General features: G+C 73.4%; 13 protein-coding genes. 9 read left to right on the top strand and 4 right to left on the bottom strand.

What is annotated here, in order from left to right; all coding sequences use genetic code 11:
• The first annotated feature begins 27 nt into the window (after positions 1-27).
• Genes ACFYZ3_RS14670 through ACFYZ3_RS14655 form a run of 4 tightly spaced genes read left to right on the top strand, consistent with a single transcriptional unit; the run spans position 28 to position 3,608 of the window.
• Positions 28-996 carry an ABC transporter permease gene (locus ACFYZ3_RS14670; RefSeq protein WP_388516883.1) on the top strand — a complete coding sequence of 323 codons (969 nt, stop codon included), beginning with the start codon at positions 28-30 and terminating at the stop codon, positions 994-996.
• Between the two features lie 5 nt (positions 997-1,001).
• Positions 1,002-1,907, top strand: a complete 906-nt coding sequence (locus ACFYZ3_RS14665; RefSeq protein ID WP_388516715.1) for an ABC transporter permease — start codon at positions 1,002-1,004, stop codon at positions 1,905-1,907.
• The gene (locus tag ACFYZ3_RS14660) at positions 1,904-2,947 is read left to right on the top strand and encodes an oligopeptide/dipeptide ABC transporter ATP-binding protein (RefSeq protein WP_388516712.1); all 1,044 of its coding nucleotides are present in this window, start codon (positions 1,904-1,906) and stop codon (positions 2,945-2,947) included. The genes ACFYZ3_RS14665 and ACFYZ3_RS14660 overlap by 4 nt, the downstream gene beginning before the upstream one ends.
• On the top strand, positions 2,940-3,608 hold the full coding sequence (locus ACFYZ3_RS14655; RefSeq protein WP_388516709.1) for an ABC transporter ATP-binding protein: 669 nt from the start codon (positions 2,940-2,942) through the stop codon (positions 3,606-3,608). Before ACFYZ3_RS14660 ends, ACFYZ3_RS14655 begins: the two co-directional genes overlap by 8 nt.
• 22 nt (positions 3,609-3,630) lie before the next feature.
• On the opposite strand, the gene ACFYZ3_RS14650 is transcribed toward ACFYZ3_RS14655, so the two are convergent.
• The gene (locus ACFYZ3_RS14650) at positions 3,631-5,025 is read right to left on the bottom strand and encodes a ricin-type beta-trefoil lectin domain protein (RefSeq protein ID WP_388516706.1); all 1,395 of its coding nucleotides are present in this window, start codon (positions 5,023-5,025) and stop codon (positions 3,631-3,633) included.
• A gap of 282 nt (positions 5,026-5,307) precedes the next feature.
• On the opposite strand from ACFYZ3_RS14650, the gene ACFYZ3_RS14645 reads away from it, so the two are divergent.
• On the top strand, positions 5,308-9,231 hold the full coding sequence (locus ACFYZ3_RS14645; RefSeq protein WP_388516703.1) for a glycoside hydrolase family 2 TIM barrel-domain containing protein: 3,924 nt from the start codon (positions 5,308-5,310) through the stop codon (positions 9,229-9,231).
• 26 nt (positions 9,232-9,257) lie between these two features.
• Here the strand turns inward: ACFYZ3_RS14645 and ACFYZ3_RS14640 are convergent, their stop codons facing one another.
• Complete coding sequence (locus ACFYZ3_RS14640; protein ID WP_164243803.1) at positions 9,258-9,620, bottom strand: metalloregulator ArsR/SmtB family transcription factor; 363 nt, start codon at positions 9,618-9,620, stop codon at positions 9,258-9,260.
• An 86-nt stretch (positions 9,621-9,706) separates the two neighbouring features.
• On the opposite strand from ACFYZ3_RS14640, the gene ACFYZ3_RS14635 reads away from it, so the two are divergent.
• The 4 genes from ACFYZ3_RS14635 (at position 9,707) to ACFYZ3_RS14620 (ending at position 14,778) form a co-directional block, all read left to right on the top strand.
• Entirely contained in the window at positions 9,707-11,620 is a 1,914-nt protein-coding gene (locus tag ACFYZ3_RS14635) for a heavy metal translocating P-type ATPase (RefSeq protein WP_388516881.1), read from the top strand.
• 79 nt (positions 11,621-11,699) lie between these two features.
• Complete coding sequence (locus ACFYZ3_RS14630; RefSeq protein WP_388516700.1) at positions 11,700-13,184, top strand: AlkA N-terminal domain-containing protein; 1,485 nt, start codon at positions 11,700-11,702, stop codon at positions 13,182-13,184.
• Between the two features lie 38 nt (positions 13,185-13,222).
• The gene (locus tag ACFYZ3_RS14625; protein ID WP_388516697.1) at positions 13,223-13,717 is read left to right on the top strand and encodes a methylated-DNA--[protein]-cysteine S-methyltransferase; all 495 of its coding nucleotides are present in this window, start codon (positions 13,223-13,225) and stop codon (positions 13,715-13,717) included.
• Between the two features lie 191 nt (positions 13,718-13,908).
• Positions 13,909-14,778, top strand: coding sequence for an LLM class flavin-dependent oxidoreductase (locus ACFYZ3_RS14620; protein ID WP_388516694.1), 870 nt, complete (start codon positions 13,909-13,911; stop codon positions 14,776-14,778).
• 34 nt (positions 14,779-14,812) lie between these two features.
• Here ACFYZ3_RS14620 and ACFYZ3_RS14615 read toward each other — a convergent pair whose 3' ends face one another.
• Positions 14,813-15,538 (bottom strand): Sir2 family NAD-dependent protein deacetylase, encoded by a 726-nt coding sequence (locus tag ACFYZ3_RS14615; protein ID WP_388516691.1) that lies wholly within the window; start codon positions 15,536-15,538, stop codon positions 14,813-14,815.
• A gap of 40 nt (positions 15,539-15,578) precedes the next feature.
• Positions 15,579-16,073, bottom strand: coding sequence for an NUDIX domain-containing protein (locus ACFYZ3_RS14610; protein ID WP_388516688.1), 495 nt, complete (start codon positions 16,071-16,073; stop codon positions 15,579-15,581).
• Positions 16,074-16,157 lie beyond the last annotated feature (84 nt).

Here is a 16,157-nt window from a genome sequence, read left to right as displayed (position 1 = left end):
TCGGCCCGACGGCTGCCCTGGGGCGCGATGGCACGGCTGGCGGGGCGGCGGGCGCTGTTCGCCGTGCCCGTCGTCCTCGTCGTCACCTTCGGCGTGTTCGCGATCGCCGCCGCCTCACCCTTCGACCCCGTCAAGGCGTACGCCGGCACCGCCGCGCTCGGCGCCGACCAGGAGACCCTGGACCGGCTGCGCGAGAACCTCGGGGTGGACGAGTCCTTCGTGGTCCGCTGGTGGCACTGGCTGACCTCCGCGCTCACCGGCGACCTCGGCCACTCCGGCGTGCTGCGGCAGCCGGTGACGCAGGTGATCGGTGAACGGCTCGTCTGGTCCGCGCTGTTGTGCGCCGTCGCCTTCGCCGTCGCCGTCACCCTCGGCATGCTCCTCGGCGTGCTGGCCGCTCGCAGGCCGGGCTCGGTGCTCGACCGGGCGGTCACCTCCCTCGCGTACACCCTGGAGGCGGCGCCGGTCTTCTGGATCGCGCTGCTCGCCGTGTGGCTGTTCGCCCTCCAGTGGGACGTGCTGCCCGCCGGCGGCCTGACCGACACCGCCAGCGAACAGATCACCCCGGGACAGGTCGCGAGCCACATCGTGCTGCCCGCCGGTGTGCTCGCCGTCTCCCAACTGCCCTGGTTCACCCTCTACGTGCGCCAGGGCGTCGGCGACGCGCTCGCGGAGGACCCGGTGCGCGGCGCCCGGGCCCGCGGACTGGGGGAGGGCACCGTCCTGGTCGGACACGCGCTGCGCTCGGGGCTGCTGCCCGTGCTCACCCTGATCGGCTCCCGCGTTCCCGAACTCATCACCGGCGCCCTGCTGGTGGAGAGCGTCTTCAGCTGGCCGGGCATCGCCGCGGCCACCGTCGAGGCAGCCACCGCCGTCGACTTCCCGCTGCTCGCCGCCCTGACCGTCCTCGCCACCGTCGCCGTACTCGCCGGCAACCTGCTGGCCGACCTGCTCTACGGACTGTTCGACCCGAGGGTGAAGCTCAGTGAGATGTGATGTTCATGGCTGAGACCACGGCCGACAAGACACACCGCCCGGAGCCCGACGGCCCGGCCTGGCGCTCCCGCGGCGGCGACCGCCGCTCCACCCGCACCCTGCGCCTGCGCACGTCCGCCCTGCTGCTGACGGCGACCGTGCTCGCCGTGCTGCTCGTGCCGCCGCTGGTGCGGCTCGACCAGCAGACCGTCGACCTGGCCGCCAAGCTCCAGGCCCCCGGCTGGGCGCACCCCTTCGGCACCGACGACGTCGGCCGCGACCTGCTGCTGCGCTGCGTGTACGGCCTGCGCGTCTCCCTGCTCGTCGGGGTGGCCGCCGCGCTGACCGCGACGGTCGTCGGCACCGCCGTGGGCGCCACCGCCGGTGCGCTCGGCGGCTGGGTCGACCGGGGCGTCATGCGGGTCGTCGACGCCCTCTCCTCCGTGCCCCACCTGCTGATGGGCATCTTCATCGTCGCGATGTTCCGGCCGGGCGTCTGGCCGGTGGTGGCCTCCGTCGCGCTCACCCACTGGCTGTCCACCGCGCGCATCGTCCGCGCCGAGGTGCTGTCCCTGCGTGCCCGTCCGCACATCGACGCGGCCGTCTCCGGCGGCGCGTCCCGGTGGCGGGTGACCGTGCGGCACCTGCTGCCGGGCGTGCTGCCGCAGGCCGCGCTGGCCGCCGTACTGATGGTGCCGCACGCCATGTGGCACGAGTCGGCGCTGTCCTTCCTCGGCCTCGGACTGCCCACCCACACCGCGAGCCTCGGCAACCTGATCCAGGAGGCCCGGGGTTCACTGCTGGCCGGGCAGTGGTGGCCCACCCTCTTCCCCGGCCTGTTCATCATCGTGCCCACCCTCGCCGTCGCCGGTCTCGCGGGCGCCTGGCGGGAGCGGATCAACCCCCGCCGCCGATCGGAGCTGATGCTGTGACCGGGCGAGCCCCCGTGCTGTCGGTGCGCGGTCTGTCGGTGCGGTTCCTGATGCCGGGCGGGCGCCGGGTCGCCGCCGTCACCGACGCCCACGTCGACGTGGCGGCCGGCGAGTGCCTGGCCCTGATCGGCGAGAGCGGCTGCGGGAAGTCCGTCCTCGCCTCCGCCCTGCTCGGCCTGCTGCCCGGCAACGCGCAGACCGCGGGCCGCGCGCTCCTCGGCGACCTGGACCTGCTCGCCGCGGACGAGCGGACCTTCGCCCGCACGGTGCGGGGGCGGTTGATCGGCCTGGTCCCGCAGAGCCCCGCTGCTCACCTCACCCCGGTCCGCACCGTCCGCTCGCAACTGGAGGAGACGGTCGCGGAACTCACCGGCGTCCGCGGCGGACGCACGGCCCTGCGCGAGGCCGCGGAGGCCGCCGCCGAGCGCGCCGCGTTCCCCGCGGACCACCTCGACCGCCACCCGCACGAACTCTCCGGCGGCCTCGCCCAGCGCGCCGCCACCGCCCTCGCCCTGGTCGGCGACGCCCCGCTGCTGCTCGCCGACGAGCCGACCACCGGGCTCGACCGGGACCTGGTGGACCGCACCGTGGACGAACTGCGGCGACACGTCGACAACGTCGGCAACGTCGACCACGTCGAGACCGTCGGCCACGTCGAAGGCGAGGGTGCCCGGCGCGACACCGGGGGCCGCGCCCTGCTGATGATCACCCATGACCTGGCCGCCGCCGCGCGCATCGCCGACCGCATCGCCGTGATGTACGCCGGGCGCATCGTCGAACTCGCCGACGCCGGCGCCTTCTTCGGCACCCCCGGCCCACGCCACCCCTACAGCCGCGGCCTGCTCGACGCGCTGCCCGACCGGGCCTTCACTCCCATCCCCGGCCTGCCGCCCGAACTCGGCGCCCTCCCGCGCGGCTGCGCCTTCGCCGCCCGCTGCGACCGGGCCACCGACGCCTGCGCCGACCTGCCCCCGCTGCGCCACACGGTGGCCTGCCACCACCCGCACGCCGCGCTCACGGAGGCCGCCGACCGTGCTTGAACTGCGCACCGTCACCGCCGGATACGCCAGGAACGCCCCCGTGTTCCGGGACGTTTCCCTTTCCGTCGCGCCGGGAGAGGCGGTCGGCCTGCTCGGCCCCAGCGGCTGCGGCAAGTCCACCCTCGCCCGCGTCGCGGCCCTGCTGCACCAGCCCGACGCCGGAGCGCTGCACCTCGACGGCACCCCCGTAGGGCGCTGGCGGCACCGCGCCCCACGGGAACAGCGCATCGCGTTCGGCGTCGTCTTCCAGCAGGCCCGGCTCTCCGCGGACCCCCGGCTGCCGCTGGCCGATCTGATCGCCGAGCCGCTGCGCGCCACCGGCCGCCGGGAGGGCGCCGCCGACCGTGTCGCGGACCTGTCCACGACCGTGGGCCTGACCGCAGACCTGCTGACGCGGCGCCCGCACGAGGTCAGTGACGGCCAGTTGCAGCGCGCCTGCCTGGCCCGCGCCCTGGTGCTGCGCCCGCGCTGGCTGGTGTGCGACGAGATGACGGCGATGCTCGACGCCTCGACCACGGCCGCCCTGGTGCGGGTCGTGGAGGACTACCGGGCCGCCACCGGCGCGGGCCTGCTGGCCGTCGGCCACGACCGGGTCCTCCTCGACCGCTGGTGCGACCGCACCGTCGAGTGGGCGTCCCTGGTGTCCCCGGCGGGGCGCTGACCCGCTCGCCTCCCCGGGTCCGTCAGCGCGTGCTCCACTTCTGGTTGTCGCGGCCGCTGCACTCCCAGAGCTGGAGCCTGGAGCCGTTGCCCGTCTTCTCGTCGACGACGTCCACGCACTTGTTGGCCTGCACATTGACCAGGTCCCGGGGGCCGGCCAGGATGAACTGCTGGGCCGGGTTGCCGCTGCACACCGCCACCTGGACCACCGTGCCGTTGGCCGTGCCGCCCCAGGTCGCGTCCATGCACAGGCCCAACGAGCGGATCGTGCCGTCGGGACGGAAGTCCCACTTCTGCCAGTTCTTGCCGGTGCAGTCCGCGATCTGCAGCGGCGCACCGTCCCGCCACTTGTGGCCCGCCACCTCGATGCAGCGGTTCGAGGCGTGGCCGTAGATGGTCGTGCCGGGGGCGACGGGCTCCGGCGCCTCGGCCTCCGGCTTCTCGTCGCCGCCGCCCCCGCCCGACGTCTCCTTCTCTGGCTGCTCGCGCTTCTCGGGAGCCGGCGCCCCTTCGCCACCGTCTCCGCCCTCGTCCGCCGGCTCCTGGGTGACCGGCTGCTGCGCCTGCGGCTGCTCGGCGGGCGCGGACCCGGCGGTGCTGGGCAGCAGCTCAGGGGTGGCGCTGGGACTGGGCGCGAGCGCGGCACCCGCCTGCTCGGTCTGCTCGGTCGCACTGGTGCGGACCTGCGGCTTGTACGCGATCCAGATCATCACGAACGCGATCGCCAACGCCAGGAAGATCCCGAAGAACGTCGCCAGCCAACGCGGCAGGAACCCACGCTGGACATACGTCCCCTCGATCTCGGTCGGGTCCACCCCGGAACGCCGGACGGCCAGCGTGTAGGGCCGCTCCTCCTTCGCACCGAACCAGATGATCTGCTTCGGCTTCAGCGTCGTCTCCACGAACGCCGCACGACCCGGCTCGATCTGCACATTGCCCGGCCGCACCTCGTACGACAGATGATCGCCGTGATCACTGCCCGCGATCGACGCCGTCACCTTCGTATTGCCGAGGTTGTCCACCGCGAGACGCGGCCGCCCCCGGAACCGGCCCTTCACCGTCGGCGGCACCAACTCCGCACGCACCTCGGTGAACGCCGTGATCGTCAGGTTCCCCTCCGGAACCGTCACCGCATCCGGATGCTCCGTCGGCGTGATCCGCACCGCGTACGGATTCGGCCCCGCCACCGCGTCCGGCGTCCGCGGCGGGGCGAAGGTCAGCTCCACGGTGCCGGTCGTGCCCGGATACAGGCGCAGCGTCTGCGGCTCGACCGTCGTCCAGGGCGCCATGTCCCCGACCGGCTCGAACCGGTACTCGTCCACCACGTCACCGGTGTTGCGCACCCGCAGTCGTACGCGCGTACTGCTGCCGGGGTCCACGGTCGCGGACGCGGGCTCCAGGGAAGTCCACAGGCTCACAGGGGGACGTTACGTGCTGATCCGGCCCCCGTCAGGAGCTCCAAGGGCAGACCTGGGTGCCCCAACGGCCCAGGTCACGTGACCGGTCGCCCCGAAAGCCCCGGTGTTCACCAGGAACAAACAAACTCCGACGGGGTAATTGATTCGGTTGTGTTCGGGTTCTAGGGTGACCCGTGACTCAGTAGTCGCCGTGTCACCGGCAGTTGTGTCCCACCACCAAGGCAACTGCTCTCACAGCACCGTGCGTTGAGCCGCCCCCGAAGCCCACGGAAGGCCACGGTCATGCCGCACTCGCCCGTGTCACCCGCCGAATCCCCGGCCCCTCAGCCCAGCCGACCCCGCCCGGTCGTCAGCCGCCGCCGTCTCCTGGAAGGCAGTGCCGCCGTCCTCGGCGCCCTCACGCTGTCCGCGTCGCCCCTCACGGCACAGTCGGCGGTACGACGGGCGGCGGCCGACGAGTCCCCGGAGTGGAACGACTTCGGCGTCTTCCGGCTCGGCACCCAGCCGCCGCACGCCACGCTCACGCCCTACGCCGACGTCGAGCAGGCGCTCGCCGGCGACCGCGCCCGCTCGCCCTACCGGCTGAGCCTGGACGGCACCTGGAAGTTCGCCTACGCCGACCGCCCCGAGGACCGGGACGCCGACTTCCACCGCACCGACGTGGACGACGGTGACTGGGAGACCATCCCGGTCCCGTCCGTGTGGCAGCTGCACGGCCACGACTTCCCCATCTACCTGAACATCACCTACCCGTACTGGGGCCCCAACGGCCTGGGCGAGGACCCGCAGCCGCCCGCCGCGCCGACCCGCTACAACCCGGTCGGCCAGTACCGGCGCACCTTCACCGTCCCCCGGGACTGGAAGGGCCGCCGCACCTTCCTCCACTTCGAGGGCGTCAAGTCCGCGCACTACGTCTGGATCAACGGCGAACTGGCCGGCTACGACGAGGACTCCTACACCCCCTCCGAGTACGACGTCACCGACCTCCTCAAGCCGGGCACCAACCAGATCGCCGTCGAGGTCTACCGCTACTCCGACGGCGACTGGATGGAGGACCAGGACATGATCCGGCTGAGCGGCATCTTCCGCTCGGTCCACCTCTACTCCACCCCGGCCGTGCACCTGCGCGACTTCAAGCTGGACACCCCGCTCGACGACACCTACACCGGCGCCGAACTGGCCGTCACCGCCAGTGTGCGGGCGTACGGCGAGGGCGGCACCGGCCGCTACACCGTCGAGACCCAGCTGTACGACGCGCGCGGCCACGCCGTCTGGTCCCGGCCGTTGCAGCAGCCCGTCGACGTCGGCACGGTCCGCGCGGGAGAGGACGTCACCGTACGGGCCTCGAAGGCCGTGCCGAGGCCCAGGCTCTGGTCGGCCGAGCACCCGAACCTCTACACGGCCGTACTGCGCCTGCGGGACCCCGCCGGGAAGGTGACCGAGACCCTGTCGCACCGGGTCGGCTTCCGCGAGTTCGCGCTCAAGGACGGGCTGATGCGGATCAACGGCGAGCCGGTGTCCCTGCGCGGCACCAACCGCCACGAGATGCACCCCTCCCGCGGCACCGCGCTCACCCGCGAGGACATGGTCGAGGACATCAAGATCATCAAGCGGATGAACATCAACAGCGTCCGCACCTCGCACTACCCCAACAACCCGTACTGGCTGGAACTGGCCGACGAGTACGGCCTCTACCTCGTCGACGAGACCAACCTGGAGACCCACGGCATCCGCGACGAGTACCCCGGCGACCACCCCGACTGGACCGCCGCCTGTGTGGCCCGCGCCCAGAACATGGTGCACCGCGACAAGAACCACGCCTCGGTCGTCATCTGGTCGCTGGGCAACGAGGCGGGCGGCGGCTCCACCTTCACCGCCATGCACGACTGGATCCGCTCCTACGACGACACCCGCGTCATCCAGTACGAGGGCGACGACCGCCCCGGCGTCAGCGACATCCGCTCGGAGATGTACGACAGCCCGCAGCGCGTCGAGCAGCGCGCGAAGGACACCGCCGACACCCGGCCGTACGTCATGATCGAGTACGCCCACTCGATGGGGAACTCCACCGGCAACTTCAAGAAGTACTGGGACATCGTCCGCCGGTACGACGTCCTCCAGGGCGGCTGGATCTGGGACTTCGTCGACCAGTCCCTCTACACGCCAGTCCCCGCCCGTACCCTGCTCACCGAGGCCGGGCCCGCCGGACTGCGCGGCGAGATCCTCGCCACCCGCGGCACCCTCGACCGCGACAAGGGCCTGTCCGGCATCACCGTCTTCGAACGCGACGACAGCCTCGACCTCACGGGCTCACTGACCCTGGAGGCCTGGATCACCCCGCACGTGACGGGCTACCACCAGCCGATCATCGCCAAGGGCGACACCCAGTACGCGCTGAAGCAGAACGGCCGGACGCTGGAGTTCTTCATCCACTCCGAAGGCCAGTGGATCACCGCGAACTGGACCGTGCCGGACGACTGGACCGGCCGCGAACACCACCTCGCGGGCGTCTTCGACGCGGACGCCGGGACCCTGACCCTCTACGTCGACGGCGTCGAACGGGCCACCCGCACCACCGACCGGCGCCCCAGCAGCAACACCGCGCCCCTCGCCCTCGCCACCGACGCCGACAACCAGGTACGGGAGTTCAGCGGCACCGTCCGCCGCGCCCGCGTCTACGCCCGCGCCCTCGGCGCCGCCGAACTGGCCTCCGAGAGCCGCGGTCCGGGCGACGACGGCGTGCGGTTCTGGTTCGACGCCGCCACGGTGAAGACCTCGACGCGGCGGCCCCGGGACAAGACGTTCCTCGCCTACGGCGGCGACTGGGGCGACAACCCCAACGACGGCGCCTTCGTCGCGGACGGCATCGTCACCGCCGACCGCGGCCACACCGGCAAGGCGGCCGAGGTCAAGCGCGTCTACCAGGCGATCAACGCCACCCGCACGCCCGGCGGCGGCCCCGGTGCCGTCACCCTCACCAACGAGTACCTCTTCACCCGCCTCCGCGAGTTCGACGGCCGGTGGGAACTCGTCGCCGACGGCGAGGTCGTAGGGCGCGGGAAGCTGACCCGGGACCAGCTGGACGTGGCACCGCGCTCCAGCAAGGACATCACCGTCCCCGTCCGACTGCCGGGCCGCCCCGACCCGGGCACCGAGTACTTCCTCCAACTCTTCTTCACCACCAAGGAGTCCACCCCGTGGGCCAAGGCGGGCTTCGAGGTGGCGCGGCAGCAGCTCCCCGTCGACACCGACGCCCCCGCCGTCACCCCGGCCCGCTTGGCGAGCGTCCCGGCCCTGCGCCACGAGGACCGCGACCAGGACGTCCGGATCACCGGCAGGGGCTTCTCGGTCACCGTCGACAAGCGCACCGGCACCATCACCTCCTACGAGGCGAGGGGCACCCGGCTGATCACCTCCGGTCCCGTGCCCAACTTCTGGCGCGCGCCCACCGACAACGACAAGGGCAACGGTCAGCACACCCGCAACCAGACCTGGCGCGACGCGGGCGCCCGCCGCAAGGTCACCGACGTCGCGGTGCGCGCGCTCGGCGACCGGGCCGTCGAGATCAAGGTCACCGGCACGCTGCCCACGTCGGCGGAGTCCACGTACAGCACCACCTACACCGTGTTCGGCAACGGCGAGATCAAGGTCGACAACACGCTGCACCCCGGCGCCGCCGACCTGCCCTACATCCCCGAGGTCGGCACGATGCTGTTCCTGCCGCGCGGCCTTGACCGCGTGCACTGGTACGGCCGCGGCCCCGAGGAGAACCACTGGGACCGCAACGACGGCACGGACGTCGGCCGGTACTCCGGGACCGTCGCCGAGCAGTGGACCCCCTACATCCGCCCGCAGGAGAACGGGAACAAGACCGGCGTCCGCTGGATCGCCCTCACCGACCGCCACGGCGTGGGCCTGCTCGCCTCCGGCGAACCCCTGCTGGAGGCCAACGCCTCCTTCTTCACCCCCGAGGACCTGTCGGCCGGCGTGCGGCACGACTACCAGCTCACCCCGAGGGACGAGGTCGTCCTGCGCCTGAACCACCGGCAGATGGGCGTCGGCGGCGACAACAGCTGGGGCGCGCACACCCACGACGAGTTCAAGCTCTTCGCCGACCGGGACTACGCCTACACCTACCGGCTGCGCCCGCTCACCGACGTGCGTGACGCGACGCGCGCCTCGCGGCGGCCGACGGCGACGGAGTAGCGGAGGGGAGCGGGGGAGCGGCGCCGTCAGCCGGCGGCGTCGCTGATCCCCAGCCGCAGGTGCTCCACGTGGTAGACGGCCTGGTCGAGCAGCCCGGCGACATGGTCGTCGTGCAGGGCGTACACCACCGAACGGCCCTTGCGCTCGCCGACCACCAGACCGAGGTTGCGCAGCAGCCGCAGCTGGTGCGAGCAGGCCGACTGCTCCATGCCGACCTCCGCCGCCAACTCGGTGGCGGGCAGCGGTCCTTCGCGCAGCCGGGCGAGGATCAGCAGCCGGGACGGGGTGGACAGGGCCTGGAGGGTCGTGGCCACCTTCGCGACGTTGTCCGCGTCCAGGCGCACCCGCTCGGCGGCGTCCTGCGCGGTGGTGGCGGCTCCGTGACCCATGCCGTCATCTTACGCACCCACCTGGAGGACTCCCCGGAGACACTGGAGACACATGAACGAATGAATGAGTCTTCATGTGTTCCTGTATGGTGTGGCGCGTGTCCACCACCCTCGCCCCAGCTCCGCGGAGCGCGCCCGCCGCCGCGGCGCCGCCCCGCCGCCGCACCCGCGTCCTGGCCCTGCCCGAGGCCCGCTGGGCGCTCGTCTCCCTCGTCGCCTTCCTCGCGGCCCTGCCCCTCGACCTCGGCTCCGCCCCCGCCTGGACGTACGGCCCGCTGTACGTGGTCGCCTACGCCGCCGGCGGCTGGGAGCCCGCGCTCGAAGGACTGCGGGCGCTGCGCGAGAAGACCCTGGACGTCGACCTGCTGATGATCGTCGCGGCGCTCGGCGCGGCGGCCATCGGGCAGGTCCTCGACGGCGCCCTGCTGATCGTCATCTTCGCCACCTCCGGCGCCCTGGAGGCCCTGGCCACCGCCCGCACCGCCGACTCCGTGCGCGGCCTGCTCGACCTCGCCCCCACCACCGCGACCCGCCTGCGAGAAGGCGGTGAGGAGACCGTCCCGGCCGCCGACCTCGCCGTCGGCGACCTGGTCCTGGTCCGGCCCGGAGAGCGGGTCGGCGCCGACGGCACGGTCGTCGAGGGCACCGGTGAGGTCGACCAGGCCACCATCACCGGCGAGTCCCTGCCCGTCCTCAAGCGCCCCGGCGACGACGTCTTCGCCGGCACCCTCAACGGCACCGGCGCGCTGCGCGTCCGTGTCGGGCGCGACCCGGCCGACTCGGTCATCGCCCGGATCGTCACCCTGGTCGAGGAGGCGTCCCGCACCAAGGCGCCGACCCAGCTGTTCATCGAGAAGATCGAGCAGCGCTACTCGGTCGGCGTGGTCGTCGCCACGCTCGCGGTCTTCGGCCTCCCCCTCGCCCTCGGCGCCGACCTCACGGACGCCCTGCTGCGCGCCATGACCTTCATGATCGTCGCCTCGCCGTGCGCGGTCGTCCTGGCGACGATGCCACCGCTGCTCTCGGCCATCGCGAACGCTGGCCGGCACGGCGTCCTGGTCAAGTCGGCCGTCGCCATGGAACGCCTCGGCGAGATCGGCACCGCCGCCCTCGACAAGACCGGCACCCTGACCGAGGGCACCCCCGAGGTGACCGCCGTGACCCCCGCGGCCGGTGTCGGGGTCGACGACGACGCCCTCCTCGCCCTGGCCGCCGCGGCCGAGCACCCCAGCGAGCACCCGCTGGCCCGTGCGATCGTGGCCGCCGCCCGCGACCGGGGACTGCACATCGCGCCCGCCGACGACTTCACGGCGGCTCCCGGCCGGGGCGTGACGGCCGTGATCGACGGCCGCACGGTGCACGTCGGCCGCGCGGACACCCCCGACGGCGCCGAAACCACCGTCCGCGTCACCCGCGACGGCATCCTCCTGGGCACCCTCGCCCTCACCGACCGCCTCCGCGCCGACGCCGCCCGGGCCACCACCCGGCTCACCGCCCTCACCGGTACCGCCCCCACCCTGCTCACCGGCGACCACGCGGCCGCCGCCGCCCGCGTGGCCGACGCGACCGGCATCACCGACGTCCGCGCCGGACTGCTGCCCGAGGACAAGGTCGAGGCCGTACGGGAACAGGAGCGGGCCGGACGCAAGGTGCTCTTCGTCGGCGACGGCGTCAACGACGCCCCCGCACTGGCCGCCGCCCACGCCGGGGTCGCCATGGGCCGGGCCGGTTCCGACCTGGCCCTGGAAACCGCCGACGCGGTGGTCGTGCGCGACGAACTGACGGCCGTACCCGCCGTCGTGGACCTCTCCCGGCGGGCCCGCAGACTGGTCGTCCAGAACCTGGCCGTCGCCGGTGTCTTCATCACCGTCCTCGTCCTGTGGGACCTGGTCGGCCACCTGCCGCTGCCGCTCGGCGTCGCGGGCCACGAGGGCTCGACCGTACTGGTCGGCCTGAACGGCCTGCGGCTGCTGCGCGAGTCGGCATGGCGCCCGGAGTGATCCGCGGGATCCCAGCACGCGGCACGTCCATGTCGGATTCCCGCCAGCCCCGGACCGGCCGGTGCACCATCCTGGACGCATGCAGACGGGAATGCACACCGACACCGAGCGCTGCGTGCGCGCCGTCCGGTCGAAGGACGCGCGGTTCGACGGCTGGTTCTTCACGGCCGTCCTGACGACCCGCATCTACTGCCGGCCCAGCTGCCCCGTGGTGCCGCCCAAGCCCGAGAACATGACCTTCTACCCGAGCGCGGCGGCCTGCCAGCAGGCCGGGTTCCGGGCGTGCAAACGCTGCCGCCCGGACACCAGCCCCGGCTCGCCCGAGTGGAACCGGCGCGCCGACCTCACGGCCCGAGCCATGCGCCTGATCGCCGACGGCGTCGTCGACCGCGAGGGCGTACCCGGCCTCGCGGCCCGCCTCGGCTACAGCACCCGCCAGGTCGAACGCCAGCTCCTGGCCGAACTGGGCGCGGGCCCCCTCGCGCTCGCCCGGGCACAGCGCGCCCAGACCGCACGGCTGCTGATCGAGACCACCCCGCTGCCGATGGCGGACGTCGCCTTCGCGGCCGGTTTCTCCTCCGTCCGCACCTTCAACGACACGGTCCGCGAGGTCTACGCCCTCTCCCCGAGCGAACTGCGCACCCGCACCCCCAAGAACCGCCCGGCCCCCACCGCCCCCGGCGCCCTGTCCCTCCGCCTCCCCTTCCGCGCCCCGCTCAACCCGGACAACCTCTTCGGCCACCTCGCCGCCACCGCCGTACCCGGCGTGGAGGAGTGGCGGGACGGCGCGTACCGCCGAACCCTGCGCCTCCCGTACGGTCACGGCATCGTGGCCCTCACCCCGGGCCCCGACCACATCGCCTGCCGCCTCACCCTCAGCGACCTGCGCGACCTGACCGTCGCCATCAGCCGCTGCCGCCGCCTGCTCGACCTGGACGCCGACCCGACGGCGATCGACGAGCAGCTGCGCGCCGACCCGCTGCTCGCGCCGCTCGTCGACAAGGCCCCCGGCCGGCGCGTCCCCCGCACGGTGGACGAGGCGGAGTTCGCCGTACGGGCCGTGCTCGGCCAGCAGGTCTCCACGGCCGCCGCCCGCACCCACGCCGCGCGCCTGGTCACCGCGCACGGCGACCCGGTGGACGACCCCGAGGGCGGTCTCACCCACCTCTTCCCGTCGACCGGGGCGCTGGCGGCGGTGGACCCGGAGACCCTCGCGATGCCCAGGACCCGCCGCACCACCTTCACCACCCTGGTCGCCCACCTGGCCGACGGCTCCGTCAACCCGGGCGTCGAGAGCGACTGGGCCGAGACCCGGGCCCGGCTCCTGGCCCTCCCCGGCTTCGGCCCCTGGACCGCCGACGTCATCGCCATGCGCGCCCTCGGCGACCCCGACGCCTTCCTCCCCACCGACCTCGGCATCCGCCGCGCCGCCGCCGCACTGGGCCTGCCCTCCACCCCGGCCGCGCTCACCGCCCGCGCGGCGGCCTGGCGGCCCTGGCGGGCGTACGCCGTCCAGTACCTGTGGGCGACCGACGACCACCCGATCAACTTCCTGCCCGTATGAGCCCGTTCGAGCCCGTCCGAGGAGCCGGAGCGAAACCCGTGAAACAGCACACCGTGATCGACAGCCCCTACGGCGCACTCACCCTCGTCGCCGAGGACGGCGCCCTGTGCGGCCTCTACATGACCGACCAGCGCCACCGCCCGGCGGAGGAGACCTTCGGCGCCCGCGACGAACGCCCCTTCGCCGAGACCGAGGAGCAGTTGGAGGCCTACTTCACCGGCGAACTGAAGGACTTCACCCTCGGCCTGCGGCTGAACGGCACCCCGTTCCAGCGCACGGTCTGGGCCCAGCTCCAGAAGATCCCGTACGGCGAGACCCGCACCTACGGCGAACTCGCCGCGGCCCTCGGCAACCCGGCCGCCTCCCGCGCCGTGGGCCTCGCCAACGGCCGCAACCCGATCGGCATCATCGTCCCCTGCCACCGCGTCATCGGCGCGAGCGGCGGCCTCACCGGCTACGGCGGCGGCCTGGAGCGCAAGCAGCGGCTGCTGGACTTCGAACGCGGGGCGGCGGCACCGCAGGCCCTGTTCTAGACGGGTGGGACGCGTGGGCTCCGGGCGAAAACGCGTTGTCCGCGCGCCGCGGGGCCCGTTACGCTCACCGGACTTCGAAGACCACGCTCTCCCGAACGATGCCGCAGATGGGGAGCAGGCCCGCGCACAGCAGCCCGGGACCACGGAGGGGCGGCGCCACTTTTCGGCATGCCCTCCGGAGGACCGCACCCATGCATTCCACGCACCGCCCGCACATCGGCCTCGGCCTGCCCGTCGACGACCCCGCCCTGCTGCTGACCTGGGCCCGGCGCGCCGACGCGCTCCCCTTCAGCACGCTCGGCCTGCTCGACCGGCTCGTCTACGACAACCCCGAGCCCCTGATCACCCTCGCGACCCTGGCTGGTGCCACCTCCCGCGTCCGCCTGCAGACCGAGGTGCTGATCGCCCCCGTCCACAGCACCGCGCTGCTCGCCAAGCAGACCGCGACCCTCGACCGCCTGTCGGGCGGCCGCTTCACACTCGGCATCGGAGTCGGCGGGCGGGCCGACGACTGCCTCGCCGCGGGCATCGACCTCCACCGCCGGGGCCGCCGCCTCGACGAGCAGATGACCCTGCTGCGCCGCACCTGGGACGGCGAGTCCTACGGCACGGACGTCGGCCCCATCGGACCCCGCCCCGCCACCCCCGGCGGACCGCGCGTGCTGTTCGGCGGCTTCGCCCCGGCCGCCCTGGAACGGGTCGGCCGGTTCGGCGACGGCTTCCTCGGCGCCGCGCTGCCCGCCGCGCACATGAGCGGACTGTTCCGCCAGGTCGAGGCGGTCTGGCAGAAGCACGACCGCCCGGGCCGGCCGCGCCTGGTCGCCCAGGCGAGCGTCGCGCTCGGCCCCGACGACACGGTGGAGCGGGCCCGGCAGAACCTCCGCGACTACTACGCCTTCACCGGGCGCGCCGAGTACATGACCAAGGGCCTGCTCACCACCGCACGGGAGATCCGCGCCGCCGTCGACGCCTTCCGGGACATCGGCGCCGACGAGGTCGTGCTCTACTGCTGGTCCTCCGACCCCGACCAGATCGACCGCCTCGCCGACACCCTGTTCTGACGGGCCTGCGGCTCCCGGTTCCCGCCGTCGCGGCTCAGCCCAGCCCGCGCAGCAGCTCGGGCAGGGCCGAGCCGATCGGCTCCCGGACCACCTCGTCGGCCAGCTCGTCGTAGGGTGTCGGCTCGGCGTTCACGACGACCAGCCGGGCCCCGTGCCCGACGGCGACGCCGGCCAGTCCGGCGGCGGGCTCCACCTGGAGACTGGTGCCCACCGCGACGAACACCTGGCACGCCTTGCTGATCGCGGCCGCCTCGCCCAGCACCACCGGGTCGAGGCGCTCGCCGAACATCACGGTCGCCGACTTCAGAATGCCGCCGCACTCCAGACACGGCGGGTCGGCCTCCCCGGCCTCGATCCGGGCCAGCGCGTCCGCCATCGGCCCACGGGCCCCGCAGCCGGTGCACACGCAGTCGCGCGCGGTGCCGTGCAGTTCGAGGACCTTGCGGGCACAGACCCCGGCGAGCTGGTGCAGACCGTCCACGTTCTGCGTGATCACACGGACCGGTACCCCGCGCCGCTCCAGGTCGGCCACCGCACGGTGCGCCGCGTTCGGCTCGGCGTGCAGCGCAGCGGTGTCGCGCCGCATCAGCCAGGAGCGCCGCCTGATCTCCGGATCGCCCATGTAGTACTCGTACGTGACGAGCTTCTCGGCCTCCGGATCGCGCCGCCACAGCCCGTTCGGACCGCGGTAGTCGGGAATGCCGGAGTCGGTGGAGACGCCGGCACCGCTGAGGATGGCGACGAGAGGCTTGCCGGTCATGCGGTCGAGGGTAGGGCGCCGGGGTGCGGCCGGCGAACGGTTATCGGTCGACCCGTACGCCGTCGACCAGTTCGGCCGTGCCGGAGCCGTCCGCCAGTACGTCCAGCGCGGCCAGCACCCGGCCGTGCAGGGAACCGAGCAGGTGGTCGCCGAGTTCCTCGCGCGGCACCAGCCGCCAGGACAGCAGCTCCTCCTCCTGCAGCCTGATCGCCTTGAGGTCGTCCTCCGACAGGACCCCGCCGTCGTACAGGTACGCCACGATCGGCGGCCTGCCCGCCCCGCTCGACCAGTCCACCGCGAGCAGCCGGCCGATCCGCACGTCGAGGCCGATCTCCTCCAGGGTCTCCCGCCACGCACCCCGCCGCGGGGTCTCCCCGTCGTCGGACTCGATGGTGCCGCCCGGCAACGTCCACCCCTCGCGGTAGTCGGGCTCGACGAGCAGTACATGCCCCGCGGCGTCCCGGAAGACCGCGGCGGCACCGGCGAGGACGCGGGGCAGTCCGGCGATGTAGGTGGCGTAGTCAGCAGTGCTCATCCCGGAAGGGTAACGAGCGGCCCGGCCCCGGGCCCGGCGCACTCCCGGGGCGGGTGCACGGCCGGTTCCACGGTGTGGGCAGGG

The organism is Streptomyces sp. NPDC001599, assembly GCF_042893535.1.
GTDB lineage: Bacteria > Actinomycetota > Actinomycetes > Streptomycetales > Streptomycetaceae > Streptomyces.
Note: the sequence above shows the minus strand (reverse complement) of the source record. Positions and strands in the feature narration are given on the sequence as shown.

Excerpts from the sequence above, each read along its gene's own strand:
- ACFYZ3_RS14620 (WP_388516694.1), top strand. The coding sequence starts at position 13,909 with ATGCATTCCACGCACCGCCCGCACATCGGCCTCGGCCTGCCCGTCGAC.
- ACFYZ3_RS14630 (WP_388516700.1), top strand. The coding sequence starts at position 11,700 with ATGCAGACGGGAATGCACACCGACACCGAGCGCTGCGTGCGCGCCGTC.
- ACFYZ3_RS14615 (WP_388516691.1), bottom strand. The coding sequence starts at position 15,538 with ATGACCGGCAAGCCTCTCGTCGCCATCCTCAGCGGTGCCGGCGTCTCC.
- ACFYZ3_RS14610 (WP_388516688.1), bottom strand. The coding sequence starts at position 16,073 with ATGAGCACTGCTGACTACGCCACCTACATCGCCGGACTGCCCCGCGTC.
- ACFYZ3_RS14670 (WP_388516883.1), top strand. The coding sequence starts at position 28 with ATGGCACGGCTGGCGGGGCGGCGGGCGCTGTTCGCCGTGCCCGTCGTC.
- ACFYZ3_RS14635 (WP_388516881.1), top strand. The coding sequence starts at position 9,707 with ATGGTGTGGCGCGTGTCCACCACCCTCGCCCCAGCTCCGCGGAGCGCG.
- ACFYZ3_RS14645 (WP_388516703.1), top strand. The coding sequence starts at position 5,308 with ATGCCGCACTCGCCCGTGTCACCCGCCGAATCCCCGGCCCCTCAGCCC.
- ACFYZ3_RS14665 (WP_388516715.1), top strand. The coding sequence starts at position 1,002 with ATGGCTGAGACCACGGCCGACAAGACACACCGCCCGGAGCCCGACGGC.
- ACFYZ3_RS14640 (WP_164243803.1), bottom strand. The coding sequence starts at position 9,620 with ATGGGTCACGGAGCCGCCACCACCGCGCAGGACGCCGCCGAGCGGGTG.